This is a genomic window from Flavobacterium anhuiense (assembly GCF_900101855.1).
GTDB classification, from domain to species: Bacteria; Bacteroidota; Bacteroidia; order Flavobacteriales; family Flavobacteriaceae; genus Flavobacterium; species Flavobacterium anhuiense.
Genome location: NZ_FMVC01000009.1, coordinates 129788 through 155308 on the forward strand (window position 1 = coordinate 129788; position 25521 = coordinate 155308).

Annotated in this window: 27 protein-coding genes; 18 read left to right on the top strand and 9 right to left on the bottom strand. The window is 34.5% G+C overall.

Going from position 1 to position 25521, the window contains the following annotated elements; all coding sequences use genetic code 11:
- Positions 1–54: 54 nt before the first annotated feature.
- A complete protein-coding gene (locus BLP44_RS21075) occupies positions 55–474 on the top strand; it encodes a hypothetical protein (protein ID WP_091135946.1) in 420 nt (139 codons plus the stop codon).
- A 67-nt stretch (positions 475–541) separates the two neighbouring features.
- Here the strand turns inward: BLP44_RS21075 and BLP44_RS21080 are convergent, their stop codons facing one another.
- Positions 542–1087, bottom strand: a complete 546-nt coding sequence (locus BLP44_RS21080; RefSeq protein WP_066032650.1) for a DUF4494 domain-containing protein — start codon at positions 1085–1087, stop codon at positions 542–544.
- Between the two features lie 271 nt (positions 1088–1358).
- On the opposite strand from BLP44_RS21080, the gene BLP44_RS21085 reads away from it, so the two are divergent.
- On the top strand, positions 1359–1703 hold the full coding sequence (locus BLP44_RS21085; RefSeq protein ID WP_066032649.1) for a hypothetical protein: 345 nt from the start codon (positions 1359–1361) through the stop codon (positions 1701–1703).
- Positions 1704–1731: 28 nt separating this feature from the next.
- Here the strand turns inward: BLP44_RS21085 and BLP44_RS21090 are convergent, their stop codons facing one another.
- Complete coding sequence (locus BLP44_RS21090) at positions 1732–2670, bottom strand: hypothetical protein (protein WP_091136147.1); 939 nt, start codon at positions 2668–2670, stop codon at positions 1732–1734.
- 89 nt (positions 2671–2759) lie between these two features.
- A complete protein-coding gene (locus BLP44_RS21095; RefSeq protein ID WP_091135950.1) occupies positions 2760–3299 on the bottom strand; it encodes a helix-turn-helix domain-containing protein in 540 nt (179 codons plus the stop codon).
- 191 nt (positions 3300–3490) lie between these two features.
- On the opposite strand from BLP44_RS21095, the gene BLP44_RS21100 reads away from it, so the two are divergent.
- Complete coding sequence (locus tag BLP44_RS21100) at positions 3491–4957, top strand: glycoside hydrolase family 130 protein (protein ID WP_066032646.1); 1467 nt, start codon at positions 3491–3493, stop codon at positions 4955–4957.
- A 199-nt stretch (positions 4958–5156) separates the two neighbouring features.
- Here BLP44_RS21100 and BLP44_RS21105 read toward each other — a convergent pair whose 3' ends face one another.
- The gene (locus tag BLP44_RS21105; protein ID WP_091135954.1) at positions 5157–5933 is read right to left on the bottom strand and encodes a TIGR03915 family putative DNA repair protein; all 777 of its coding nucleotides are present in this window, start codon (positions 5931–5933) and stop codon (positions 5157–5159) included.
- Between the two features lie 5 nt (positions 5934–5938).
- Positions 5939–7195: a putative DNA modification/repair radical SAM protein gene (locus tag BLP44_RS21110; RefSeq protein ID WP_091135957.1), complete on the bottom strand. Its 1257-nt coding sequence runs from the start codon at positions 7193–7195 to the stop codon at positions 5939–5941.
- A gap of 295 nt (positions 7196–7490) precedes the next feature.
- On the opposite strand from BLP44_RS21110, the gene BLP44_RS21115 reads away from it, so the two are divergent.
- Positions 7491–7736, top strand: a complete 246-nt coding sequence (locus BLP44_RS21115; RefSeq protein ID WP_066032643.1) for a hypothetical protein — start codon at positions 7491–7493, stop codon at positions 7734–7736.
- A 26-nt stretch (positions 7737–7762) separates the two neighbouring features.
- Here the strand turns inward: BLP44_RS21115 and BLP44_RS21120 are convergent, their stop codons facing one another.
- Entirely contained in the window at positions 7763–9346 is a 1584-nt protein-coding gene (locus tag BLP44_RS21120) for a tetratricopeptide repeat protein (RefSeq protein ID WP_091135961.1), read from the bottom strand.
- Positions 9347–9780: 434 nt separating this feature from the next.
- Here BLP44_RS21120 and BLP44_RS21125 point away from each other — a divergent pair, with 434 nt between their 5' ends.
- The 9 genes from BLP44_RS21125 (at position 9781) to BLP44_RS21165 (ending at position 17849) form a co-directional block, all read left to right on the top strand.
- A complete protein-coding gene (locus tag BLP44_RS21125; RefSeq protein WP_244511829.1) occupies positions 9781–11007 on the top strand; it encodes a DcaP family trimeric outer membrane transporter in 1227 nt (408 codons plus the stop codon).
- Between the two features lie 35 nt (positions 11008–11042).
- A complete protein-coding gene (locus BLP44_RS21130; protein WP_008467036.1) occupies positions 11043–12491 on the top strand; it encodes an aspartate ammonia-lyase in 1449 nt (482 codons plus the stop codon).
- Between the two features lie 23 nt (positions 12492–12514).
- Entirely contained in the window at positions 12515–13582 is a 1068-nt protein-coding gene (locus tag BLP44_RS21135) for a type II asparaginase (protein WP_008467035.1), read from the top strand.
- A gap of 140 nt (positions 13583–13722) precedes the next feature.
- Positions 13723–14202 (top strand): YybH family protein, encoded by a 480-nt coding sequence (locus BLP44_RS21140; RefSeq protein ID WP_091135968.1) that lies wholly within the window; start codon positions 13723–13725, stop codon positions 14200–14202.
- Positions 14203–14256: 54 nt separating this feature from the next.
- Positions 14257–14736: a hypothetical protein gene (locus BLP44_RS21145; protein ID WP_091135972.1), complete on the top strand. Its 480-nt coding sequence runs from the start codon at positions 14257–14259 to the stop codon at positions 14734–14736.
- Between the two features lie 76 nt (positions 14737–14812).
- A complete protein-coding gene (locus BLP44_RS21150; protein WP_244511830.1) occupies positions 14813–15865 on the top strand; it encodes a hypothetical protein in 1053 nt (350 codons plus the stop codon).
- A gap of 102 nt (positions 15866–15967) precedes the next feature.
- Complete coding sequence (locus BLP44_RS21155; RefSeq protein WP_202802109.1) at positions 15968–16588, top strand: DUF4136 domain-containing protein; 621 nt, start codon at positions 15968–15970, stop codon at positions 16586–16588.
- Positions 16589–16590: 2 nt separating this feature from the next.
- Positions 16591–17181, top strand: a complete 591-nt coding sequence (locus tag BLP44_RS21160) for an outer membrane beta-barrel protein (RefSeq protein ID WP_091135980.1) — start codon at positions 16591–16593, stop codon at positions 17179–17181.
- A gap of 353 nt (positions 17182–17534) precedes the next feature.
- Positions 17535–17849: a hypothetical protein gene (locus BLP44_RS21165; RefSeq protein ID WP_091135984.1), complete on the top strand. Its 315-nt coding sequence runs from the start codon at positions 17535–17537 to the stop codon at positions 17847–17849.
- 52 nt (positions 17850–17901) lie between these two features.
- Here BLP44_RS21165 and BLP44_RS21170 read toward each other — a convergent pair whose 3' ends face one another.
- Together BLP44_RS21170 and BLP44_RS21175 are read right to left on the bottom strand one after the other, a co-directional pair.
- The gene (locus BLP44_RS21170; RefSeq protein WP_091135988.1) at positions 17902–18984 is read right to left on the bottom strand and encodes a DUF1214 domain-containing protein; all 1083 of its coding nucleotides are present in this window, start codon (positions 18982–18984) and stop codon (positions 17902–17904) included.
- 193 nt (positions 18985–19177) lie between these two features.
- Positions 19178–20275 carry an exopolyphosphatase gene (locus tag BLP44_RS21175; protein ID WP_091135992.1) on the bottom strand — a complete coding sequence of 366 codons (1098 nt, stop codon included), beginning with the start codon at positions 20273–20275 and terminating at the stop codon, positions 19178–19180.
- A gap of 408 nt (positions 20276–20683) precedes the next feature.
- Here BLP44_RS21175 and BLP44_RS21180 point away from each other — a divergent pair, with 408 nt between their 5' ends.
- Positions 20684–21496 carry an AraC family transcriptional regulator gene (locus BLP44_RS21180; RefSeq protein WP_091135995.1) on the top strand — a complete coding sequence of 271 codons (813 nt, stop codon included), beginning with the start codon at positions 20684–20686 and terminating at the stop codon, positions 21494–21496.
- An 11-nt stretch (positions 21497–21507) separates the two neighbouring features.
- Entirely contained in the window at positions 21508–22305 is a 798-nt protein-coding gene (locus tag BLP44_RS21185; protein WP_091135999.1) for an SDR family NAD(P)-dependent oxidoreductase, read from the top strand.
- A 172-nt stretch (positions 22306–22477) separates the two neighbouring features.
- Here the strand turns inward: BLP44_RS21185 and BLP44_RS21190 are convergent, their stop codons facing one another.
- Positions 22478–23242, bottom strand: coding sequence for a ThuA domain-containing protein (locus BLP44_RS21190; RefSeq protein WP_091136003.1), 765 nt, complete (start codon positions 23240–23242; stop codon positions 22478–22480).
- A 157-nt stretch (positions 23243–23399) separates the two neighbouring features.
- Here BLP44_RS21190 and BLP44_RS21195 point away from each other — a divergent pair, with 157 nt between their 5' ends.
- The 3 genes from BLP44_RS21195 to BLP44_RS21205 all read left to right on the top strand — a co-directional run bounded on the left by BLP44_RS21195 (position 23400) and on the right by BLP44_RS21205 (position 25440).
- Complete coding sequence (locus BLP44_RS21195) at positions 23400–24221, top strand: helix-turn-helix domain-containing protein (protein ID WP_244511831.1); 822 nt, start codon at positions 23400–23402, stop codon at positions 24219–24221.
- Between the two features lie 78 nt (positions 24222–24299).
- The gene (locus BLP44_RS21200) at positions 24300–24926 is read left to right on the top strand and encodes an NAD(P)-dependent oxidoreductase (RefSeq protein ID WP_091136006.1); all 627 of its coding nucleotides are present in this window, start codon (positions 24300–24302) and stop codon (positions 24924–24926) included.
- Position 24927: 1 nt separating this feature from the next.
- The gene (locus BLP44_RS21205) at positions 24928–25440 is read left to right on the top strand and encodes an anthrone oxygenase family protein (RefSeq protein WP_091136008.1); all 513 of its coding nucleotides are present in this window, start codon (positions 24928–24930) and stop codon (positions 25438–25440) included.
- Positions 25441–25521 lie beyond the last annotated feature (81 nt).

The window sequence follows — 25521 nt, forward strand, 5'->3', positions numbered from 1 at the left end:
ATTTACATTTTTATTACCTTTAGTATCAAGCAAATAACTTTAAAAGAAAATACCATGAAAAAGAAATTATTTATTTTAGTTGTCTTTTTGGGGACAATTTCATTTGCAAATGCACAAAGTATAGGAGACGTAACAAAGGCGGCCAGTAAGGCTTCAACAACGGCTGTGCCCGCTTTTGATGTTGCTAGTATTGCAAATCAGGTTATGGGAGTTTTATCTCCAAAATTAAAATTAACCGATGCTCAAAAGCCGATTGTAAATTCCTTGGTAAATGAAACTTTAAATAAAAAGAAGAACATTTTGCCCACAATGGCCACCGACAAGGCAGGTTATACTTCTAAAATGACGACTACTAGAGAGTCTTTTATATCTAAAATGAAAAAAAATATCAGTCCAACACAATTTGATGCACTTACCGCTTTATTGCCAAAATCTGCTTCTGCAGTAACACCATTGGCAAAAATGTTGTATTAAAATAGTTTAAAATAAAAAAAGCAAAATAGAATTCTATTTTGCTTTTTTATTCCAATTTTTCATGGATTTATTCCTCGACAGTCTCAAATTCCATGTGGTCAATTATTTCTGCTTCTGGCTTTTCTGGTTTAGAAGCTTTTAGGGCATTAAATCTTTCCAACATTTCTGTTTCGCCTTCTTCACCGCTGAAATAAGGGAAAACATCCATAATTGCTGTTTCCGAAATAGCCGGAATGGAATATTCGCCCATTGTATTTTTCATTATGTGAAGTGTATTGTCATAAGCTTCGCGAACATCATTGGCCTGAACCAGCATATACATACTAGTTTTTCTTTCTTTACCGCTTTCTTCATCATAAGCGATTAAAGTGATTTTAGATTTAAACCATCTGTCTGCATTTTCAAAAGGATGAATTTCGGCATAATTTGCCACTTTGATAGCCGTGATTTTAAATTCTTCACTGGTATAAGCGGCCATTTCCTCAGTCATTCTTTTTTCAGCTTCTGTATAAGACAAAGCATCCACCAAGTAAGGCTCGGTTAAAACTTTTTGTCCTCCAGTTTCATCTGTTTTTCTATATTTTACTTTGCATTCGTACCAAACTGCGCTCATCTCTATTTAAATTTTAAGGATGTCAAAGATAAATTTTACAGCAGAAATAATAGTTAAATCTTTAAATAGATATTCACAATTTTAGATGATTTTAGCTAATGTTTTGAGAGTCTGAAAGTTGTATGTTTTACAGATAGCTTAGCTTCACTTAGTATGTCTTTTGTGTAAAATGCTGTAAAACAATTAGTTGTTTTTTAAAGAGAGAGGCGTTAGAAAAAATATGAATTTTCTTAAATCCAAAAAATCAATTTGTACGTAAGTATCAATAACAATGGCTGGGAATGGGGCAAATTCAAATGGTATTGGTTTTTGGAGCATATTGAATAGTATTACATTTCCAGCTATTGTTTTTATAAATGTTAAAAAAGAAGGATTGGGAAAATTAGACGTACAAAAGTTAAAAGAGACTTTAAAATATCTGGAAAGTAAACAGCGAGAATTAAAAAGACAAAATCAAAATGATACTAGAAGCCTGGAATCGATGATTAAATATTTAAAAAAAGATATGATGGAACAGCACGCTTTAGCTGATCATCATCAGTTAATTAAACAGGAAATCAAAGACACCGAAACTTTTATCGAAAACGTCAAAAATATCATCAAAATCAATTCATAAGACAGTTTAGTATTATAGAATTTATTTTTTACTCCAATTTGAATTTTTCGTTTCTGCAATCCAAAATCAATTTGTGATTCAGAAAAAGTTTGTTGCCAATCATTCCCTGCATCCCCGAGCGTTTCATTAAGAATTTTTGAAGGCTTGACGTGCCTTCAATGTAAGTCACTTCAGATAAATTCAATGTTGTATTTTTAAATTGTATTTTCTTTTTCGCGGAAGCGGAATAAACGCTCAGAGTGTTTCCCCATGAATTTCCTTTTTCGGTTTTTATCGCACTGTTTTTATTGCGGTATTGTTGCCAGATTTCTTTTGTTGTAATGAGTTCGTAACCGCTCGTTCCGGTATCGTACAGTAGTTTTAGGTTCTCATTTTCGATAACTGAAGGAATAAGAATTTTACGTTTTTTGAACTCAAAATCGGTAAAAGCATCTTCTTTAATTTTTTCAATAAACGAACATTGGTTGTTTTTGAAATCTAAAATGGTAATTCGCTTTTCTAATAAATCGGTTCCGATTGTACCAATTATATTTTCGGCATCTGGATTATCGAAACTGATTTTTTCGCCATAATCTAAAACTTCAAAATCACTTGAAGCCACATTCATTTTTCCGATTCTAAAAACACTAGAAATGGTATTGTTTTCTGCATCAATTTTAACCTGATTTTGGAATTTTTCAGCAATTGATTCTAATGATTTTTTGTAGAAAACAGTAACAGGAGAACCTGAGTCAAACTGCATATGGAATGTTCGATTGATTCCTTTTATTTCTACAGGCAAAAGCAAAGCTGAATGAGAGTTTTCGTCGCTAGAAATCCATTTTATCGGGATATTTTCGGCAATTCCTGAAATCTTCAAATAGTTTTCTGGTGGAGTGAATTTCTTTTGAAAATAAAAATATCCTCCCACCAAGAATAAAACGATAATAACTAAAAATACGGTTGCAATTTTCTTAAACAATTTCATGGTCTGTTTTTTTCTGCAAGATTCGGATTTCGTTTCCAATTTTTGTGCAAAAACAATACGACAGTTTTACGTCATTTTCATGACTTGTGTTATAAGAAATTGTTTTTCAGTTTTATAGCTAGCTCTTGTTTTTCATTTAAACTGATTCCGTTTAGAATAATGATAATGAGTTTTAAGCTTAAAATTACAATTAAAGGAATAATGAAAAGCGGAAACTTTAGCGGAAATGAATTTTGGATGAACGGACATGCAATCATTAAAACTGAAAGGATAAGACTTAAAATAATTTGAATGCTTACAATTTGCTTTCCTAATTCTTTATTTTTTGGATCTTGCGTTTTGTAAGTTAACACTAAAGGAAAAATAATGCTCCCAAACGGAATAATAAGTCCTGATAAAACAGAAAGATTAATGAGTTTGGCTCTTTCTATCTGAATATTTTCATTTTTTAAAATGAGGTTTTCGGGATTAGTTTCCAGCGCTTCGGCAATGGTTTTTAAGGTAAAGCCTTTGAGAATGCTTCCCGCTTCGATTCGTTGAATGGTTCGCAATGAAAGACCCGATTTTTCGGCAAGTTCATTTTGAGTCATATTCTGTTCTTCTCTCAAAAATTTAACTTTATTTTTCATTGGTTTTAAGCTGCTGATGTAGAGACGAAATTAAGAAAAAACTTTTGATGAAACTGGCATAAAAAAGACTTCGATTATTAGACCAATTCAAAGTTTTAATAAAAAATTAAGTTTTTTTCTTTAACAAAAATTATTAACTTGTTGTGTAATAAAAGATTCCTTAAATGTTATTGTTATAAAATTTTCCAGTTATGCGAGTATCCGTTGTCCGAAAAAATATAAAACTATTACCAGATTCAAAAAGAGTTGTTGCCCGATATTTTATGAATGGGCAAGAAAGAACCCAGCAAATGGTACTTCGGATAATGATGCTGGATGAGAAACAGGTGTTGCAGACTTTAGAGCAGACGCTTCGTGAATTTGCGAGAAGACACCGAAATATTTCGGCAGTTTTTTTTAGACACTGTGAAAGAATTCGTCCTATAATTGAAGGCATGCAGATTGATTACGAAGCCATGTCTCTAGACCGTAAAATGCTTATTGGATCTTATTGTACGATGGAGTACGCCATAGAATCGGCGGCGATTTTTAATCCGTCAATTGTAGAAGATTTTGATCAGACCGGATTGGAGGCAGGAGAAAAACGCGTTATAATTTCTTTTCGAGCCACTGGTGAAGGTCATATTTCGTCAATTGTTTTTAGAAGAGCCATTTTAGACCGTGATAACAATCTGCATATTATGAAAATAGGAAATCATATTGATAAGGCAGAAATCGAACATAAAACCTTATTTAATAAAGAGCGATTCCTTAGTAAGCTGTACGAAATGCACACAGCAGACAAATATATTGCTCAGATTATGCAGGATCTTCCAGATGAGTTTGAATTTGCGGTCCTTAAAAATTTGCTGATTGAGTCTTTAAAAGATCCTTTAATTCGCGAAGAAAGAAAAGTAGCACTGGAAGAAATACTGTGGTTGGCTAATTCTTTTTACGATTTGCAGTTCAAACATGATTCGGATATTACAGAACGTGTCATTTTTCCGATTTCTGATTCGGAGAGCCGTGGAATAGAAGATGCTCGTTTTGTACGTTTTACAGATGATAACGGTTCTTCGCGTGTTATGGCAACGTATACGGCTTATAACGGACATACAATTTTGCCGAAATTAATTTCTACCGAAGATTTTTATAGTTTTAGAGTTATGCCGCTTCATGGAGAAGGAGCGCAGAATAAAAATCTGGCTTTGTTTCCTCGAAAAATAAAAGGCAAATATGCTATGCTAGCCAGAATTGACGGCGTAAACAATTATATTATGTATTCTGATCGAGTAACGCAATGGAATACTCCAATTTTACTGCAAGAACCACGCTATACTTGGGAGTTGACACAGATTGGGAACTGCGGATCTCCGCTTTGGACAGAAGAAGGATGGCTTGTAATTACGCATGGAGTTGGAGCTATGAGACGCTATTGCATTGGTGCCTCATTGTTTGATCTCGACGATCCTTCAAAAGAAATAGGAAGATTGACAGAACCTTTGCTTTCTCCATTGGAAGATGAAAGAGAAGGATATGTGCCAAATGTGGTGTATTCCTGCGGAGCGATTATTCATAATAACAGTTTAATTCTGCCTTATGCTGTATCTGATTATTGCTCAACTTATGCTGTAGTTGATATGGTTGAATTGCTGGATGCGCTTAAGAAAAGCAAGTAATATCTTTGTCTAAAGTATTTTAACACATAGAGATATAGTTTTTGAAGTCTTTAAAAAAGGCGTTTCATTAATTTTAATGCACATAGCTTATCTATGTGTTGAAACTTGTTTCTCTTGTCTTCTTTTTTAGTGTAAAAAAATCTATGATTCTATGTGTTAAAAGCATATTCTTGATTTAGACCTATCGGATTTGGTAATATCATCTTTTGTTGAGGTTTGGAATTTTTTCTGTTAGGTTTTTCCAATATCGTTTTGGCATGTGTTTGATATGAAGTTTGGTGTTTTTTCTCGATTCGATATTGACACTCTTAAAATAATTGCGCCATAAATTCTCAAAAAATTCTTCGTTTTCATCATTTATTTCAGCCAAAGAACGGGAAGAAGGATTGGACTCAAACTGCATTTCGACAGTAGAGACATTTTCAAGATCATAATAAATTCCGTATTTGCGTTTAGCGTCGTAAATGAGCCAGCGTTGGTCTGCATATCGGTTTTTAAAATGCTGTTCAATAAGCGGTAAAACATCACAATCGGGTTCTATAATGGCATAATATAAATTGTCTTTTGTTAGTTTAAAACGAACAAAAGCTTTCATTCTATGGCTTTCTTTCCCTGTTAAATGTGCTGCTTTTTTTACGTTCAATACTTCGTTTCGGCTTAAATCTCCTTCGATATTCATTGGACTCGAAAAAACATATTCGACAAAGCGAAACAAGATTTCTTCAATCTGACCCATTTCAGATAAAAAAGCAAAATATAGGTTATTAAAACCATGATGAGAGAGGCGTTGCTCCAAACCATTTAAAACTCGGTTTGCTTTAGCATTATCAGTTATTACAAGCTGAATTTCTGAGAAAAGCAAAGTATTTGAAATCTCCTCTTTGGCAAAAACAACATCTTTGAGTTTGTATTCGTAGATTTCAAAAACAGCTGTAAGCCAGCCTTCATAACTTCCATCATAAAGCAGTTGTATCATCAGAATTAAAATAATGCGAGCTGGTTCGAAAAATTGTTTTTGTATTTGCTATTCTGTAAATTTAAAATCTGACTTTTTATTTGAATAGGCGTCAGATCTTTCTGCATATAGAAAGGCGACGAAAAAGCCAAAAAGAATTTTGAACGGCTGTAGGCAATTCCTAATTTCTTTAAATCTTCAGGCTGTAATTTTTTAAATCTTCTGGCAGCGACAATTTTTTTTGCGCTCAAAAATCCGATTCCAGGAATGCGCTGAATCAATTCTAAATCGGCTGAATTAATATCAACTGGAAACTGATGCAGATTTCGCAAGGCCCAACCTAATTTTGGATCAATGTCCAAGTCAAGATTTGGCTGATCAAATCCCACAATTTCATTTACATTAAATCCGTAATAGCGAATTAGCCAATCGGCCTGATACAAACGGTTTTCACGAATCATAGGAACTGGAGTTCCAATAGCGGGAAGTCTGTTGTCATAACTTATAGGCACATAACCAGAATAATACACCCGACGCATTTTCATTTGTTCGTAAAAATAATTGGCCATTCCGAGAATTTCCAGATCATTTTCTTTTGTTGCGCCAATTACCATTTGCGTGCTTTGTCCTGCTGGAGCAAAAAGCGGTGTTTTGTAATTGGATTTTTTCTCTTCTTGATAACCAATGATTTCGTTTTTAAGATATTGCATTGGTTTTATGACATCTTTGTGATTTTTATCGGGAGCCAACAGTTTAAGGCTTTGTTCTGTCGGCATTTCGACATTTACGCTCAGACGGTCGGCATATAATCCAGCTTCTTTTAGTAATTCTTCACTTGCGCCAGGAATCGCTTTGAGATGAATGTAGCCATTAAAATTTTCTTCTAATCGCAGTTTCTTTACAATCCGAACCAGACGTTCCATTGTATAATCGGCATTGTCAAAAATTCCAGAACTCAGAAATAATCCTTCGATGTAATTTCTTCGGTAAAAACCAATCGTCAAGTCAACCACTTCTTGTACCGTAAATGCGGCACGTTTGATATCATTGCTTTTTCGGCTGACACAATAGGCACAGTCAAAAATACAATGATTGGTAAGCAGAATTTTTAGTAGAGACACACATCGGCCGTCTTCTGTAAAGGCATGGCAGATTCCGCCTCCCGTGTCACCCAATCCTTTGTTTTTATTTTTGCGTGTGCTTTGTCCCGATGAGCAAGAAACATCATATTTTGCCGCATCTGCTAAAATTGCCAGCTTTTCCATCACTCTTTCCTGTTCCATTTTGCTCTTTTTTTAGTTGTTTTTGAAAATGAAAATTCATTCTCTCAAAACTAGGAATTCATGCTAAAAAAGAAGTAAAAGAAGCTGTTCTAAATTGTATCATTTTTTTTTGCAAGGTTATTTTTACATTGAAAAAATTACTATATTTAAGATTCAAAAAACAGGTATAAATACGGGTTTGTAGATTGTAAAAACTTTATACATTCGCCGAAATAGAAAAACTGATTTCCCCCCTTAACATTAGTTTTTCAGATTTAGAAGTATTAGCAAATATTAGGAACAAACGGCTAAAACAATGAAATTTGTAAAAGGACAAGATGTTTCCTACACGGCATGGAGTGGGATATCTTATAAGGGAACCATAATTGAAAGAAAAATGGATTTTAAAAAGGGGTTAATCATAAAATCGACTTCAAAAGAAAGAGATTTTCACTATCTCATTGAAATACAAAAAAACGGCATGACCGAGAAAATCTTATGTGCCGAAAATCAGCTGAAATTATTAGAAAAGAAAAAACGAACAGCGAAGAAAGTGGCCTAAAAGCTAATCTTTCCAGTTTTTTGTTTCTAATTTAAAAGATCATCTTTTAGTCCAATTCTTTTCAAGCTGTTTACCATTCTAAAAACAACTTCATCAGAAAAAATAAAGCTAGAAAGTATTTCTTTAATTTCTGTTGCAGTTTGAGGTTGTAGTTCTAGAAGGTTATTTAATTGTATTTTCGCTTTTGCATCCTCATTCAATAGCGATAGAGAAATTGCTTTTAGCAAAGAATCCCAGATAGTTTCGCTAAAATCCATTTTATCAGCCCAATACAGAGACTTCTGATAATCCTTTTTATGAATGTAATAACAGCAATAGCCAATGGTAATCCACCAAGGGTGTGAAGGATTTATGCGGATTGCATTTTCTAACAAATTGAAGCCTTTCTCAAAATACGCGGCAAAAATAAGCATGCAGCCTACTCCTGAAGCAATTCCAGATGAATTAGGATTTATTTTTATGCATTGTTCTGCAGCGGCAAGACAATTATCCTGATCTTTTTTAAAGCAGTTTAAAAGTGTCAGCGCATGCCATGCCTGCTGGCAATTGGGATCGATTGTTAAGGCTTTTGAGACGCAATGACTGCTTTTTTCTATTGTTTTTTTGCAATTGTCTAATCCCAAGGCAAGAGAAGCCAAATGCATTTCGCCAAGCATTGCCCAAACAATGGCATGGTTTGGGGCTAATTCTACAGCTTCGTTTAAATGGGACAGAGCATTAGCATAATTTTGGATCGAATAATAAGACTGATATTCATTGTAACTGCAAATTGCCTTTAATACACTGGAGTTGTCTGCTATTTTAGAAGGTGCGGTTTTTATTATTTCTTTAAAAATAATGCCATAGTATCCGCCCATAGAAGCCACAATATCCTTTACGATTTCATTCTGGATTCTTATGCCATCATCTATTGTAGCGGGTGTAAATAACTTTGTCAATACAAATTTGCCCGAAGAAGAATTTATCAGATTTATCCTGATCTGCAGCTTGTTATCGATAATTTGGATATGACCAGTAATGATAAAATCTGCTCCGACCAGTTGAGCAGCCTCAAGGATATTTTCATTAATTTTTGAAATAATTTCAGAAGGAAAATGGCCAATGACAGATATATCCTGAAAACGGGAGAGTTCGGCACTGATTTCTTCAGAAAGAATCTGCGAAAAAGCTTCCAAATCTGGACGAAGAACCATTGATTTAAAAGGAAAAACTGTAATCACCGGATTTGTTTTTTGGATGCTGGCGAGGGCATCAGCATGCCTAATTTTATTATTATGAATAAATTCTGGGACATAACCGCCTTTTGGGACATGAATAATTACAGAATTATCTTTTCCGTCTGTTGAATAATACTCATGAAGTAATTTTCTTAATCGTCCTGCATGAATTCGAACCATTGCGTCATCATGAGGGTTAAAATGAGAGGGTCTGCTTAAAGCATTTACTGCTATAGAATATTCTTTGATGAACTGCTGTCTTTCGTCTATAGTTTCTGTGACAATATAACGAAGAAAATTAGTTAATAGCGTTGAGTTCTTAAATGAATAAAACTTTAAAACATTTTCCAGTTCATCATAGATTTTATCCGAGGGGATTTTTTTTATTTCCATAATAAATTATTTAAAATTATTAATATAAAAAAAGTCACACGGCGTATAAAATGTTAAAAACCAAATATTTATGAAGATATAAATTTATGAAAATTTTTAACATGTTAGTATTATTAATCTGATATTTTTAACCGTTAAATGTAACGGTTATTAACTCTAATCGAGTCCCAGTATTATCTATATTTGTTTGATAATCAGTGTAAATGCCAGTCGAACAACTCTTTTTTTTAATAAGAATTGGTTTAATATTTAGTCTGAAAATGTTTTGAATCCTTTTTTTTCAAAAAAGTGCATTTGTAAAAAGATGGTTTAGTTATAAAAAAGCAGACTGAGTAACCCGCAGATTTCTTTAATAATAAGGAGTTTTATTTTATGCCAGAATTGTAAAAAGCAGATGAAAAATAGTATCCCACAACAAACAAACTATAATCATTATGAAGAAAAGGTTTTTACAAATGGTAACGATGAAGCATCGGGCCATTATAATTTGTTTTCTCATTTCAGCTTTTGCTCAGGCACAAGACGAAGGGAATAAAAGTATGGAAATCTACGGATTTATTATGACCGATATCGGCTATAATTTCAATCAGATACAATCAGATTGGTATGATGTGGTAAGGCCGACTAAACTGCCTTCCTTTAAAAATGAATATGGACCAGATGGCAGTTACTACGCTTCGGTTCGTCAAACCAGATTAGGTTTTAAAAATTATTTTGATACTGGGATCGGAGAATTAAAAACACACTTTGAGTTTGAATTGTTCGGTACGGGTGTAGACGCTGGACAGACTACTTTTCGTCTGCGTCACGCTTACGCCGAATTAGGAAAATTTGGAGCAGGACAAACTTGGAGTCCTTTTATGGATATTGGTGTGTTTCCAAATTCGCTTGAATATTGGGGGCCAACCGGAATGGTATTTTTTAGAAATATTCAAATTCGCTACATGCCCATTCAAGGCGATACCCGTTTAACCATTGCATTAGAGAGACCTGGAGCAAGTGCCGATCAGGGTGATTATGCCAACCGTGTGGAACTGCAGGGGGTAAAAGCAAGATTTCCGTTGCCAGATCTTTCAGCAGAATACCATCATGCTACAAAATGGGGGTATATTGAGTTAGCCGGTATAGTTCGAAAAATTGAATGGAAAGACCAAAATAATGACCAGTATGACTTGTCTGGCGATGCTGTAGGATGGGGGCTTAATTTAAGCACCAACATTAATTTTAGTAAAAATGATGTTTTTAGAGGGCAGGTCGTTTATGGCGAAGGAATTCAGAACTACATGAATGATGCTCCTGTCGATGTAGGTATCGAAAACAATTTTGGCAATCCGGTAACTCCGGTAAAAGGAGTTGCCCTTCCTCTAGTTGGAGTTGTAGCCTTTTTAGATCATAACTGGAGCGATAAGTTTAGCACTGCAATAGGGTATTCTATGATTGATATCGATAACTCAGACGGACAGACGGATGATGCTTTTAAAAAGGGGCAGTACGTTCTAGGAAACCTTTTGTATACTCCTGTAAAAAATTGTATGGTCGGAGTTGAATTTCAGTGGGGTAACTGCGAAAATTTCAACGATGGCTGGAGTACTTCAATAAATAAAATACAGTTTTCTTTTAGATATAATTTCTCACAATCATTTTATAAAAGAAATCAGTAAAAGCCTTTTGTTTTTAATCAATAAAAAAGAAAAATATGTATAAAACTGTACAATATCTGCTATTGTTCGGATTGTCTTTAGGCACTCTTAATGCTCAGACCCGAACCGAAAAAGATCTTCTAGGAGAAAAACAAATTCCTGCAAATGCTTACTATGGCGTGCAGACAGCTCGTGCGTTAGAAAACTTTCAGATAAGCGGGATGACAACGCAATTTTATCCTGAGTATGTTAAGGCTTTTGCAATGGTAAAACTTGCTGCGGCACGTGCGAATGCTGATGTGGGTCGACTCAAAAAAGATAGGCTTGCTGCTATTGAAAAAGCTTGTCAAGCTGTAATTGACGGCAAATATCATGATCAATTTCTTGTTGATTTGTATCAAGGTGGCGCTGGTACTTCGGCCAATATGAATGTGAACGAAGTTCTCGCCAATATTGCATTGGAATTAAGCGGACATAAAAAAGGCGAATACCAATACATTGAACCTCACGATGATCTGAATATGGGGCAATCAACAAACGATGTCTACCCAACAGCAATAAAAGTGGCATTATTGCTTCATAACGATAAACTGCTGAAAGAAGCCGATCTTTTGGCAAAAGCGTTCCATAAAAAAGGAGATGAATTTAAAGACATCATAAAAATGGGACGAACTGAAGGACAGGATGCTGTGCCAATGACCGTTGGACAGGAGTTTCATGCTTTCGGAAATCAGCTTGATGCGGAAATTAACGCTTTAAAAAAATCTGAAGTTTATCTATGCGAACAAAATATGGGAGCGACAGCTATAGGTACAGGAATTACTGCCTCTCCAGGTTATGCAGAAAAAGTAGCCACGCATCTTGCAAAAATTACAGGTAAACCAATCGTAATGAGTAAAGATCTTATTGCCGCTACAACTAGCCAGCAAGGTTTTGTAATGTACTCTTCTACGCTTAAGAGTATGGCAGTTGCATTGGCAAAAATAAGCAGCGATTTGATCATTTTGGCTTCTGGCCCTCGTACTGGTTTCTTCGAAATTAATCTGCCTGCACTTCAGCCAGGATCTTCCATTATGCCAGGGAAAGTAAATCCCGTTATGCCAGAACTTATGAATCAATTGTGCTTTAAAGTTATGGGGAATGACTTGACCGTAACGATTGCCGCGCAATCTGGTTTATTGCAGTTAAATGCTTTTGAACCTGTTCAAGCCATTGCCATGATGGAATCGCAAGGATTGTTTTTTAAAGCCATGCCATTGTTTAGAAAAAATTGTATTGATGGCATTACCGTAAACAAAGACATTTTAGCCCATTATATGGACAGAAGTGTTGGAGTTGTAACGGCTTTGAATCCTGTTTTGGGTTACGAAAAAACAACTGAACTGGCCAAAGAAGCACTGGCAACCAATAAAGGTATTCTAGAACTTATACGTGAAAAGAAATTGCTGACAGAAGACCAAATTAAGAAACTGCTTGATCCAGCAACCTTAACAGGCCAAAAATAACCTCAACCTTAAATAAACAAAACATGAAATTAAATATCAACTTTTGCAATAAAATCCTTTTGCTTGTGATGTTGTCACTAAGCATAAGCATGTTCGGACAAACAAAACCTAAAGTCCTAATATTGGCAACAGGCGGAACGATTGCCGGTTCTGCTAAGACGGGAGTACAGTCAGGATATACTTCGGGTCAAGTTACCATTGATGCAATGGTAAATGCAATTCCAGATGCTTTGAAAGTAGCTGATATAAAAGGGGAGCAAATTGCTAATGTCGGATCTCAGGATATGTCCTTTGAAATTATGCTGAAAGTAGCCAATCGAATTAATGAATTAGCCAATAGCAATGATGTAGACGGCTTTGTAATTACACACGGAACCGATACGATGGAGGAAACGGCTTATTTTTTAAATCTAGCTACCAAAACAGATAAACCAATAGTGCTTGTGGGGTCAATGCGTCCATCAACAGCAATTAGTGCAGACGGACCTTTAAATCTTTATAATGCGATTGCAGTAGCTGGCGATCCTAAAGCAAAAGGACGCGGAGTGCTTTTGGTGATGAACGACTGGATTCATTCAGCTCAATCTCTAACAAAAGTGAGCACGACGGCTGTCCAGACTTTTATGTCCCCGCTTCGTGGACTTATAGGTATTACTTCCTACGGAACTAATGATTTCTTTAATTACCCTAGTCAAAAATTTGGAAAAAACTCAGAATTTGATATTAAAGGCGTTAGCTCTTTTCCACGAGTAGATATTATTTATGCTGATGCGGATATGAAACCAGATTTGATTGATGCCTCGATAGAACGCGGTGCTAAAGGAATTGTAATTGCTGGAGTAGGAAATGGAAATATGAATAAAGCTTCTCTAGATGCTTGCGCAAGAGCCAGCAAAAAAGGAATTATCGTAGTTAGAAGCACTCGCGTTGCAACTGGACTTGTAAGCCGAAATGTAGAATGCAATGATGATGAACTCGGGCTAATTGCTTCATATGCTTTGAATCCGCAGAAATCTAGAATCTTATTGTCAGTAGCATTGCTGAAACAGAGAAGTTTAGCAGAACTCCAAAGAATATTCGAAGAATATTAATCTTATTTTTTAAGCAAATCTAAACTTATGATCCTAATATTATTATTGATGCTGATAAAATCATTGCTAAAGGCAACAGCTGCTTTTGTGTCTATTAGTAAAAGGGAATAATGTAATATCAACTTGAAAATTTAATGTGTATGAAAAATAAAATAGTTATAAGAGCGGTTCTCGCAGGACTCTCTGCTTTATTGGTTTCCTGCAATACAAAAAAGGATGAAAACGCTGTAGTTGACCTAAAAGAAATCAAGAAACAGATTCAGGCAAAAGAGAATGAATATGCTGCGACATACAATGCAGGCCAGCTCAAAGAAATAGGGTATTATGCAGATGATGCGATAACTTTTTATCAGAACAGACCACCGATTATTGGCAAAGAAGCCAGATATGAATTTTTAAAATCAGATTTGACCAATAATACCAATATTATATCATTTGAAACCAAAGAAGTTTTTGTTTCTAATGACGGGAAAATGGTTGTAGAAGTAGGATATTATAAAGTAACAGATTCTACCAAAACGCCAATTAATACAGGAAACTACATGAGCTTTTTTGAAAAAAGAGATGGCAAATATGTATGCGTAAGAGATATGAGCGCTTCTGATGGATTGGTAGAGTAAATGCCTTTTACAAAAGAGTATTCTGTACATTAAAAACCCTATAAAATTAATATTATGAAAAAAATACTATTTATACTGTCGATAGCTTTTGCATTGAATGCCACAGCACAAACTTCTGTTGATGAGATTAATTTAATCCAAGATCTTTATGGAAAATCAAAAGCCGATGTAGTCAACGAATATTTAAGCTTATCTGATGCGCAAGCTGCAGCATTTCAGCCTATTTATGATAAATACGAAACGGAACGTAAAGCTTTGAGCCAGCAAAAGATTCTGATTTTAGAAGATTACGGAAAGAATTATGCAACCTTAAGTGATGCCAAAGCGACAGAATTAACTTCAAAAAATTTGAAATACAATCAAGACTCTGAAAAACTCCTTGCCAAAACACATTCTAAATTGGTAAAAGCTATTGGCGGAATCAATGCCGCAAAATTTGTACAGCTTGAGCAGTATCTACAAGTGACCATACGAGCAGAAATTCAAGATGTTATTCCTTTTATTGGAGAATTGGATAAAACCAAAAAACACTAGACGATTTCTGCGTACAGAGTAGAAAGTATAAAAGATCATTTTCTACTCCCTCTTATTAATATTTTATACTCTTACTATGATAAAGATATTTACAAAATATTTGACAATCGCATTAATCATGTCTGCCCAGTTGATTTTTTGCCAATCGGATAATGATGGTCCAGAACTTGGGCTGCCTGGCGATAATCTTGATTTGTATGCCGTGATGACCCTGTTTCAGAAATCAAAAACCATTGAGGAATTTGAGAAAAACTTAAATTTGGAGAAAACAGGAATCAATAACCTGGATTTGAATCTGGATAAAAAAGTTGACTTTATAAAAGTAATTACAAAGAAAAATGGCAATTCATTTACTTTTATTCTTCAAGTTGCTGTAAACAAAAATGAGAATCAGGATGTTGCAGTTATTTTGGTCGACAAAGATAAAAACGGCAAAGTAAAAATGCAGATTGTAGGCGACGAACTGCTATATGGAAAAGATTATGTTATTGAACCAGTAAGCAAGTCCTCACCAGCAAAAACAGCAAATCCAGCCTATGCAGGAGACGATCCTGTGCAAAGTTCGCCAGCCGTAACAGCAGTTGTGGTAGAAACGGTGCCAATTGTACAATATGTATATTCTCCGGCTTATGTGCCATATTATCCACCTTATTACTATGGATTTTATCCACCGTATTTCGCCGCTTTTACGGTAATGGCTGTAGGGATTTATCGTCACAACCATTATTACCATCATCATGGTTATCACGGTGGACATTATCATGGCGGAAACAATGTATATATTAATAACAGAAACAGTTTTAATAATTACAACAATAATAAAATGCGTTCTAATACCGTACGCGACAATTCTGCCAATAATAGATACAATACCAATCGAGGCAATTCACGTCCTTCAGCAAGCACGCGTCCATCAGCAGGAAATACTGGTGCATCTGGAAGAACTCGCCAGAGTGCGTCGCCAAGTGCGGGAACTTCAAACCTCAATAGAGGAAGCTCTTCAGGATCTAATTTTAATAGAGCAGGAGGTTCTTCGTCAAGACCAAGTGCAGGACAAATGGGAGGCGGTTCTCGTGGCAGTTTCGGAGGTGGCGGAGGCTTCGGCGGAGGTGGCGGAAGAAGAAGATAGACACTTATTAAAAGCAATTTTGAATATGTCAAAAGTATATTGTTTACTCGTTAAATGAAAGATTTTGCAAACAGTTTAAACTAACTTAAATTATTAATGAAAATGAAAAGTAAAAAGAATCTATTTTTATGTCTTGGAGCATTCATTTCGCTCATTAGCTGCCAGATTGAAGGACCTGACAGTTATTCGGATTTAGATGTGGTCTACACTGATTATATCTCCGAATATGATTTTGCTGCCCAAGCCACTTATGCAAGACCTAACAAAATTGTTGTCGATGTTAAAATATCTCAAGGCGATACCACTTTTGTTTATATGGAAGATCAATATGCGACACCGATATTTAATCAAATTGATAAAAATATGACCGCATTAGGTTGGACTAAAGTAGACATTAGCGGCAATCCAGATGTATTGTTTACACCAGCTTTTATGAAATCTACAACAGTATTCTACTCATATTGGTATGACTGGTGGTATGGTGGATATTATCCGCCATATTGGGGCTGGTACTATCCGCCCTATGTTTCGGTAAGTTCTTATACAACAGGAAATTTATTGATGACAATATCAGATCCTTCAAGTGTTGGGCCTGGCGGAGTGAGTCCAGCGGTTTGGGTAGCTTCGGCTGCGGGGCTGGTAACTTGGGATTATGATGTTTCAAGAGTAACCAAAGGAATCGATCAGGCTTTTACACAATCACCTTATCTTAAAACTAATTAACCATGAAAAAGATTATAGCAAGCCTAATGTTATTAGGAACAATTAGTTTGAGCGCGCAGAATTCTGTAGTCAATGTGGCATGGTCATTAGGATTTTCCACAGGCGATCTTTCAGATTATATAAGTGATGTAAGCGCACGCGGATTTTCTTTAAGTTATGCAAGATTTGTAAAACCAGAGCTAACAGTTGGTTTCAGCACGGGCTGGAATGTTTTTCATAGCAGTCTTGCTTATGATACTTATACAGAAGGAACTTCTTCTCTTTCGGGAAAACAGTGGAGAACCAATAATGCGATTCCGATTTTGGCCAATGCAAATTATTATTTCAAAAAAAGCGATAAAATAAATTCGTACGCAGGAATGGGAATTGGTATGGTTTACAACCGAAGAAATACAGATATGTATATTTATACTCTAGAAGAAGAATCTTGGAATTTTGCTTTGCAACCTGAAATTGGTTTGGAATATAAAATAGATTCCAAAGTAGCTTTAACCGCTGCTGGTAAATATTATTACTGTTTTGAATCGGGAGAAATTCCCTATCCAACATCCTATTTTGCACTCAATATTGGAGTTTCATTCTTAGGTTGGTAAACGGCGTTTTTTTATAATGTTTCATCAAAAAAATGCGTAAGTCCTTTTGGGTTTACGCATTTTGGGTTTTTATATTTGATAATATACACGAGATTTTGCATCTATTCATTCCGTAGGAATCTCTCGTCGGTAGAAACGAAATTTGAATTCCGAATACAGGTTCCGTAGGTTTGATTGGTTAAAATGTTTCGCAAATCAGATGTCCCTACAGGACACAATGTGATGCAATATTTTTTTTCTACCGACGAGATATTCCTAGCGGAATATTAACAATTGTTATCATATAAGATAACCTTTTATTGAAGGTATATTCTGATATTTGAATTGTTGAAAAATGATATAAAATTGAAAGAATGGAAACGGCAGAAATAGAGAAAGTAAATTATCTAAAAAAACAATCAGCTCAATATTTAAATATTTTAAAATCGGCTGAGAAAGGTTACAATGCAGAAATCAATGTTTTAAATTACTCCGAATTAGGCTGTGTGATAACAAACATGCTAAAGCTGTGTATTTTGGCATTAGAAAATGATAATTATAAAAAACCTTTAATAGATGTCGGATTGGTTTTAGAACAAGCACTTCAGTTATTTCCAACCGATGAAATGGAGCTTTTGGATATTATAAATGAAATGCGGACTAAAGAACTTTGCGATGAGGTGAAATAATAAAAAAAGCTCCAGATTTCTCTAGAGCTTTCAGCTTTTATAATATTATATTTTATTTAACCTCAACAGCCTCAGGAAATTTCCATGTGCCATTAAGTATTTCTTTATGCGGACGATAAAGTCTAACCCAATAATTCCAGCCATCAGTAACTGGAATACAGTTTGGTGTTTTTCCGTCACAGCCTCCAAATTGAATAGTGATCGATCCGTCAGCATCTTTTTTTGCCGTAATATTGTTTAAAGTATACATATTCAGATCGTTTTTCTCAAAATATCCCGCTTTATTGTATACACTCACAGACCAAAATCCGTCAACTGGAACATTCTTTATTTTAAGTTTGTAAACTGTTTTTCCATCATTTTTTTTGGGGTTTACAGAAAGATACAATGCATCTTTTTCAGGATTTCCGCCCCAACCTGTAGCACTTCCAAGTAAATGAAGGGTTTCGTCAACTTTACCTCTAGAGCCAAACATTCCTTTGGTGTCAGACAATTTTTTAGAAACCTCAATTAAAGAATCGCGAACTTTCTTCTGACTCGTCTGATCCCAATTTGGAATATCAAATGTTCCTTTTTCTTTCTGGTCAATTTTAATGGCGTCTTGAAGACCCGTTACAACAGGAAGATCTTTAGGATTATTTGGATCAATAAATGTTCGTATAGCCAACATCAAATAACGTGTGCCGACTTTTTCTTTGGTAAAAGTAAAAGTTCCAGGGGCATAATAGGTTTCAGAATATTGATCTTCGTCGATTGTTTGCATAGACATAAAACGTTTTCCTGGGTTAGGAAGCGTTATCGTTACAGGTCCTGCATCGAGATCAAAAACGCCAGAAGAATACAAAACATCACGATTGGCACGAATAACAGTCTGTTTGTCAATTGGCATTAGTGTTTTGTAATGGTGCATGTTTCCAACACCACCTGATTCTTTGACAGAGGTTGAAAAATAAAGATCAGTTTCTGCGCGGTTAAAATTTGCTGCTGTTACAGTAGTGCTATTTTTCTGTGCCAAAGAATCTGTTTTCACAACAGTCGAATCTTTTAATGCTTCAGAATCACTGTTTGATTTTTCTTTTTTGCAAGCCGTTAATGCTAAAAGTGCAATAATAAAAAAAGCGGTTAAATTTTTCATAATCGGTGGTTTTATTTCACGTAAGATTTTCTTTGATTTTAAAATTAGAGTTTAAAAGAAAAACTCCGCCTCTTTGGATGGCAAAACTGGTTGCAAATTATAAGTTGCAACCATTTTGAAATATATTACGCTAAATGGAAGGAAAAAAAAGCCTCAGATTTCTCCGAGGCTTATAAAATTTTAAAAAATACTTCTAGAAGTTAGTATTTATTTTTTTCGAACGGTCAGCAATATAAGAGATCAACCAGATTACTTGCCCTTCTTTTACAAAGTAAATTTTCTTTGTTGCGTAGTCTGGAATACTTTCAAGACAAGTTACAAGAATGTTGTTTGCCGAAATCAAATACTTTTGATCGTAAGTGCTTAAAACTCTAGCAGCTTCTTTGTTTGTTTTTGCAAGGTTGGTAAACTTACCAAAGTTGTTTTTAAGAATTGCATCATAATCGATAACATCTTGAAGCGTTAAAGCAACGTAATGATCTTTATTAACATTTTCGTCATAAAAAAGAGTTGAAAACGCCCAAACAGCACCACCAGATAAGTATAATTTATCCTTTTTAGCTAAAGGTGGATTTGCATCAAATAATTCTTTAGTCTTTTTACGTAGAATGACATTATAATCAAAAGATTTTTCTTGATAAGTCGACATGTCGTTTACTTGGCTTTTGTTTACCACTGTTTTTTCTACAGCATCAGTAAGAGTCATGGTTCCGAAATTAAGTTCTAACGGAACAAATTCTAATTTACCATCTTTAAGTTCGTCGATATAACCTCCTTTTGTAGTTTGAGCACCAATATCAAGAAGGAAAGCATTAGCAAAATCAACAGGAGGAATAGCACCTTTTACAAGCGTTTTTGCTTCTTCGTTAACATCTAATACCTCTAATTGTTTTCCAGTTAAAAGAGCAATTTTGTTTTTTAGCACATCTAAATTACGAGCAGATGCAAAAACAGGAGCCGCTACAATAAAGATGTTTTCTTCAAGAAGTTTATTTTCAGCTCTAATTTTTTGCAATTGGTTGGTAACCGTTACGGTAGTCTTAGTGATGTCTTCTTGAGTAAGTTCGCCATTAGCAGTAATATGATCGGCAAATGGAATTCTCTCAGTCCAGAAAGAAAGGATTTTATAATCGGCTTTTCTGATGTTGTTTACATCAATTACAGAAACTTTTATGGCTCTACGTCCAATTTCGATTCCGGCGTAAACACTTTTTTGAGAAAAAGTATTGACAGAAAAAAATAATGTTAAAAGGGTAAAAAATAAAAATTTGGGGTTGTGTTTTTTAAGCATTGTGTTGAATTGTAATTATAGTGTAAATTGTTTTTTAGAGATTATAAAGTTTCTTTTTGTGGTATTTCTATGAAAATCATAATTTTAGAATGAAAAAAAATGGTTTCATTACGGAATTGCGAATTTAAGAAAACATTTAATAATATAAAATCAGTTATTGAGAAAACATAATATTAAATAATTGTAAAGCAATAACGGGTTTTATTTCGATAAAGTATGTTTATAAAAAAAGCTTCAGAGAAATTTGAAGCTTTTTGATTTAGTAGCAGGAAGCTCAAATATATAACCTACTTGTTACGCATCATTTAGGGAAAAATTTTTTTGGCCACTACACTTTATTTGGACGTTTGAACAAAGTAGCAGATTAATATATTTAAGAAATTTGTATCAGATAAAAATGAGGAGAAAATGGAATCAAAAAAAGGTCAAACTCTTTCAGAGCCAAAGGTTATGCAGAACTTCTATTTGGGAGATAATGTCGAAAGTGAAGCTTTTGTGTCCGATCACATCTTTAGTTATATCATAAGTGGCAGACACGATGTATGGATAGGACATAAGAAATATACTTTTACTGCTGGTGATTACCGCTTCTTTAGAAGAAATCAATTAACAAAATCGATTAAGCATACAGAGGCTGACGGTTTCAAGTCAATAGCTATTCATTTTGACCAAAATACTCTTAAAGAAATTTCGAAAGAAATCGGTTTTAAATCAGAAAGATTTCATGGTGAAGGAGTGAAGATTATCAGGGCAGATAGCATGTTGAAAAAATCTGTAGCTCTATTCATTGAATATACCCAAAGAAAAGAGGTTGACAGTGAAACTTTACGAATTAAAATTAAAGAACTGGTTTTAATACTTGCTGACATTGATCCTGAAATTAAGCAAATGCTGTTTGAATTTAATGAGCCCGGAAAACTGGATTTAGAAGGTTTTATGAATGGCCACTATAGATATAATGTTCCATTGGAAAAATTTGCCTTTCTAACTGGGCGCAGTTTGTCAGGCTTTAAAAGAGATTTTGCGAAATTGTTTAAGATTACTCCCAGCAGATGGCTTACTAAAAAACGGCTTTCTGAAGCAAGATACTTAATAGAAAATTGCAAGCATAGCCCAAGTGACATTTACTTAGAAATAGGTTTTGTTAATATGTCTCATTTCTCTTACGCATACAAAAAAGAATTTGGTATATCTCCTTTACAAAAAAATAAGAATAATTAATTATAGATAAAATGGATTTAAAATTAAAAGGAAAAAGAGCGCTTGTAACGGGTTCGAGTTCGGGACTTGGCGAATCAATAGTTAAAATGTTGGCAAATGAAGGAGCGACTGTTATAGTTCATGGTAGAAATAAAGATCGTGCTAATGTTGTGTGTCAGGAAATTATTAGCAATGGAGGAAGTGCTGAAATAGCTTTAGGAGATATTAGTACCGATAGTGGAGCTGATGAGGTTGCTTCTGCAGCTCTTAAAAATGGTCAAATTGATATTTTAATTAACAACGCAGGGGCAACATCCCATAAATCTTGGGGCGAAGCAACAGCAGATGATTGGGCTGAAATTTATAACAATAATGTCGTTTCATATGTAAGAATGATTCAGCGTATAGTGCCGCAGATGAAAACATTAGGTTGGGGACGAGTTATTCATATAGGTGGAGGACTAGGCATACAGCCTATTAAGGAGCAGCCACATTATAATGCGACCCTTGCTGCAAGACATAATCTTTCTGTCTCACTTGCGAGATCATTGAAAGAAACTGGAATAACCTCAAATATTGTTTCTCCTGGAGCAATTATAAATCCTATGGTTGAAGATTGGCTTGTAAATTCTGCACCTAAGTTTAATTGGGGGACAAATTTAGAAGAAATAAAATCTAAGGCTGTAGAACAGTTAATTCCAAATGATACCGGACGATTTGGAGAGCCTGAAGAAATTGCTGGTACAGTTGCATATCTCTGTAGTACTTATGCTAATTACATTAGTGGAGCTACCATTAGGGTAGATGGCGGTACGATTAAATGCATGTAAAAGATCTTTGTAAAATTTTCTAATAAACTAAATGCTTGTATACAATTGGACAGTATTTATTCAAGTAAAAAAAAGCTTCAGAGAAATCTGAAGTTTTCCTTATTAGTTTGGAAAATCATGCCTTACACAAATTTGATTATTTCATCTTTTTTGATGTATAAGTTTGTATAAACTATTTCCCTAAAGCATAGGTAATTCCTCCGAGTAAATGCTGTACAAAAAGAGGATCGCTATAACTTTCAGAGCTGTGTCCTAAAGCAGTGTAAAATACTCTGCCTCCATCATATTCATGACACCATGCCAGAGGATGATTATCGCCATGCTTGCCGCCTTTATATGAAGATTCATCAATTTTTATAAGCACATTTACGTCTGGATTCAAATATTTAAAATTGTACCATTCGTCTTTTCGTTCCCAAATTGCTGGAAGATGTTTTGTAGACGGATGTTCGTTATTTACAATTATAAGTTTAGCATTTTGTGGTTCAGGATGTCCTTCAAAAATTCCGCCGATCATTTGGGTGTACCAAGACCAGTCAGGTTCGCAATTTGTAGCCGAATGAATGCCGACAAAACCATTTCCATTTTGTATAAATTTTTGGAAAGCTAATTTTTGATTTTCGCCTAAAACATGACCTGAAGCACTTAAAAATATAACGGCTTGGTATTGTTTTAAGTTTTTGGAATTAATTGCCAGAGAATCTTCAGTAGCGTCTACAATAAAATGATTTTCTTGTCCCAGTTTTTTTATCGCTACAATTCCGGAGGGAATGCTTTCATGTCTAAAACCGTTAGTTTTAGAAAAAATCAGGACTTTTTTGGTTTTATAAGAAGTGCTCTGTTCTTCGTTTTTTATATGGAAAGAAACCAAGAAATAGCTGGTTAGTACAATGAAGCTGAATAAAAATGATTTTTTTATTGAAAACAGGTGGCTCATTTTATATGATTTTATTTTGGGAAGATAGAAAAAAAATATTTTTGAAGACTGTGTTTTTTAGGTTATTGCAAAATAGCTAGTTCTGAATAACCAGATTGCTTTATTATTACTGTTGTTGACAGTTGAAAAGTTTCATAAATGTCTCGAAATTTGCGTTTTGGAAAATTTTCAGATATTTGATATATATAAAATCGGTAATCACAATAATATGAACTATCAAAATATTGTTCCCGAAGACTCTATTTCTCTTTTTGTGAAAAATATATGGGTGTTTGAAAATGAAAATAAAAATATACATACAACATTGCCTTTTTTTGCAGATGGTTGTCCAGGTTTAATGTTTCAGCAAACCGATCACGGATTGATCGTAAAACCTCACGATAAAAAGATGCCGGAAGTTTTTCTTTATGGCCAAACCATTTTGCCAATTGAGCTTGAGATTTCGGGCGCATTTCTTATTATCGTTTTTCAGTTGTATCCCTACGTTTTGAAGACATTTTTCGATATACAGCCCCAGAGCATAAATGATAATTGTTACTACTTTGATGATACTGAAGAAGATATAAGCTGGCTTAAAAAACAATTAGAATTGAGCGAAAGCGTAAAAGATAAAATTGAAATTATATCAAAATTGCTTTTACGGTATTTTGAAAAGAAAAAGGAAAACCTTGATTTTGAAATACGGCAAGGTATAGAATACATTTTTCAAACAAAAGGTCAAGAAAGTATCCGCTCAATTGCTGGTAAATTAAAGTTCAATATTCGCACCTTTGAGCGAAGATTTCTAACTGAAACAGGGCTTACTCCCAAGCAATTTGCCAAGATTATCCAATTTCAAGCCTCATTAGATCAATTAACAGTTAAAGATTATGAAAAACATACCGACATTGTATATCAGAATGGGTTTTCAGATCAATCTCATTTTATAAAAGTTTTTAAAGCTTTTACTGGTAAAACTCCAAAATCATTTGAGAAATAATTATCACTGTCGCTTTTATTCTATTTTAGGACATTTATCTATTGCAATTTTGTATCACTAATCTTAAATATTGATACAATGAAAGTTATAATCTTTGGAGCCACAGGTACAGTTGGCATTGAGATCGTAAAACAAGCATTAAAAAATGGTGATGAAGTAACAGCTTTTGTTCGTGATCCTCAAAAACTACAAAGCATTTCTCATCCTAACCTTTATATTCATGTGGGTGATGTTTTGAGTTTGAATGATGTTGAAAACGCCCTGCAGAATCACGAAGCTGTTTTTTGTGCCTTAGGCGATGGTAGAAAAGGTAAAATACGTGCAGAAGGAACAAAAAACATTATTGAAGCCATGAGAAAAAAAGGATTAAATAGGCTGATTTGCCAAACGACTCTCGGCTTGGGCGAAAGCTATGGAAATCTTAATTTTATCTGGAAACACGTCATGTTCGGAATGTTGCTAAAAAAAGCATTTCAAGACCATAAGTTGCAAGAGAAATATATTTTGAACAGTAATTTGGATTATACAATTGTTAGACCCAGTGCTTTTACTGATGACCAAATTACCAATACGTATCGTATCGGTTTTGACGGAAGTTATAAAGAACTCAATCTAAAAATTGCCCGTAAAGAAGTTGCAGATTTTATGATACGTCAACTAAATACCAATGAATATTTAAAAAGAACCGTTAGTATTTCCAATTAAAATGAGAGCATCAAATATTCTACTAATTGTTACGGCAACGACAACAGCATTAATGGCTGGGCTTTTCTTTTCGTACTCGATTTCGGTGAGCTTAGGATTGGGAAAACTAAACGATAAGGAATTTCTAAATGCCATGCAGAACATCAATCGAGAGATTCAGAATATACCATTTTTCATTTGTTTTTTTGGAACGTTGATTATGCTCCCAATTACCAGTTTTGTTCACTACAAACAGCCGTCGTTTCTTTTGCTCTTGACAGCTACACTATTTTATTCGCTTGGTGTGTTTGCTGTAACGGCGTTTGTAAACGTTCCTCTGAATAATAAACTGGAGTTGTTTGACCTTACAAATACCACAAATGCAAGTGCGAAGCAAATGAGAAATATCTTCGAAGACCGTTGGAACTTTTGGAATAACATAAGATCGCTATCTTCCTTATGTAGCTTGTTTTTCGTTATTTTAGCTTGTGTTTATAATTCGCCTAAAACTAGAAAGATTGCTTTTGATAGATGAAATGTTAACAAATAGATTTAGTATTGTGCAATAAAGCAGCTCTAGAAAAAACTGAATCTGTTTTTATTTTTAGTTGGCTTG

Excerpts from the sequence above, each read along its gene's own strand:
- BLP44_RS21135 (WP_008467035.1), top strand. The coding sequence starts at position 12,515 with ATGAAATTAAATATCAACTTTTGCAATAAAATCCTTTTGCTTGTGATG.
- BLP44_RS21120 (WP_091135961.1), bottom strand. The coding sequence starts at position 9,346 with ATGGAAATAAAAAAAATCCCCTCGGATAAAATCTATGATGAACTGGAA.
- BLP44_RS21185 (WP_091135999.1), top strand. The coding sequence starts at position 21,508 with ATGGATTTAAAATTAAAAGGAAAAAGAGCGCTTGTAACGGGTTCGAGT.
- BLP44_RS21170 (WP_091135988.1), bottom strand. The coding sequence starts at position 18,984 with ATGAAAAATTTAACCGCTTTTTTTATTATTGCACTTTTAGCATTAACG.
- BLP44_RS21075 (WP_091135946.1), top strand. The coding sequence starts at position 55 with ATGAAAAAGAAATTATTTATTTTAGTTGTCTTTTTGGGGACAATTTCA.
- BLP44_RS21145 (WP_091135972.1), top strand. The coding sequence starts at position 14,257 with ATGAAAAAAATACTATTTATACTGTCGATAGCTTTTGCATTGAATGCC.
- BLP44_RS21100 (WP_066032646.1), top strand. The coding sequence starts at position 3,491 with ATGCGAGTATCCGTTGTCCGAAAAAATATAAAACTATTACCAGATTCA.
- BLP44_RS21115 (WP_066032643.1), top strand. The coding sequence starts at position 7,491 with ATGAAATTTGTAAAAGGACAAGATGTTTCCTACACGGCATGGAGTGGG.
- BLP44_RS21095 (WP_091135950.1), bottom strand. The coding sequence starts at position 3,299 with ATGAAAAATAAAGTTAAATTTTTGAGAGAAGAACAGAATATGACTCAA.
- BLP44_RS21175 (WP_091135992.1), bottom strand. The coding sequence starts at position 20,275 with ATGCTTAAAAAACACAACCCCAAATTTTTATTTTTTACCCTTTTAACA.
- BLP44_RS21140 (WP_091135968.1), top strand. The coding sequence starts at position 13,723 with ATGAAAAATAAAATAGTTATAAGAGCGGTTCTCGCAGGACTCTCTGCT.
- BLP44_RS21190 (WP_091136003.1), bottom strand. The coding sequence starts at position 23,242 with ATGAGCCACCTGTTTTCAATAAAAAAATCATTTTTATTCAGCTTCATT.
- BLP44_RS21110 (WP_091135957.1), bottom strand. The coding sequence starts at position 7,195 with ATGGAACAGGAAAGAGTGATGGAAAAGCTGGCAATTTTAGCAGATGCG.
- BLP44_RS21150 (WP_244511830.1), top strand. The coding sequence starts at position 14,813 with ATGATAAAGATATTTACAAAATATTTGACAATCGCATTAATCATGTCT.
- BLP44_RS21205 (WP_091136008.1), top strand. The coding sequence starts at position 24,928 with ATGAGAGCATCAAATATTCTACTAATTGTTACGGCAACGACAACAGCA.
- BLP44_RS21180 (WP_091135995.1), top strand. The coding sequence starts at position 20,684 with ATGGAATCAAAAAAAGGTCAAACTCTTTCAGAGCCAAAGGTTATGCAG.
- BLP44_RS21200 (WP_091136006.1), top strand. The coding sequence starts at position 24,300 with ATGAAAGTTATAATCTTTGGAGCCACAGGTACAGTTGGCATTGAGATC.
- BLP44_RS21080 (WP_066032650.1), bottom strand. The coding sequence starts at position 1,087 with ATGAGCGCAGTTTGGTACGAATGCAAAGTAAAATATAGAAAAACAGAT.
- BLP44_RS21090 (WP_091136147.1), bottom strand. The coding sequence starts at position 2,670 with ATGAAATTGTTTAAGAAAATTGCAACCGTATTTTTAGTTATTATCGTT.
- BLP44_RS21165 (WP_091135984.1), top strand. The coding sequence starts at position 17,535 with ATGGAAACGGCAGAAATAGAGAAAGTAAATTATCTAAAAAAACAATCA.
- BLP44_RS21130 (WP_008467036.1), top strand. The coding sequence starts at position 11,043 with ATGTATAAAACTGTACAATATCTGCTATTGTTCGGATTGTCTTTAGGC.
- BLP44_RS21105 (WP_091135954.1), bottom strand. The coding sequence starts at position 5,933 with ATGATACAACTGCTTTATGATGGAAGTTATGAAGGCTGGCTTACAGCT.
- BLP44_RS21085 (WP_066032649.1), top strand. The coding sequence starts at position 1,359 with ATGGCTGGGAATGGGGCAAATTCAAATGGTATTGGTTTTTGGAGCATA.
- BLP44_RS21155 (WP_202802109.1), top strand. The coding sequence starts at position 15,968 with ATGAAAAGTAAAAAGAATCTATTTTTATGTCTTGGAGCATTCATTTCG.
- BLP44_RS21160 (WP_091135980.1), top strand. The coding sequence starts at position 16,591 with ATGAAAAAGATTATAGCAAGCCTAATGTTATTAGGAACAATTAGTTTG.
- BLP44_RS21125 (WP_244511829.1), top strand. The coding sequence starts at position 9,781 with ATGAAGAAAAGGTTTTTACAAATGGTAACGATGAAGCATCGGGCCATT.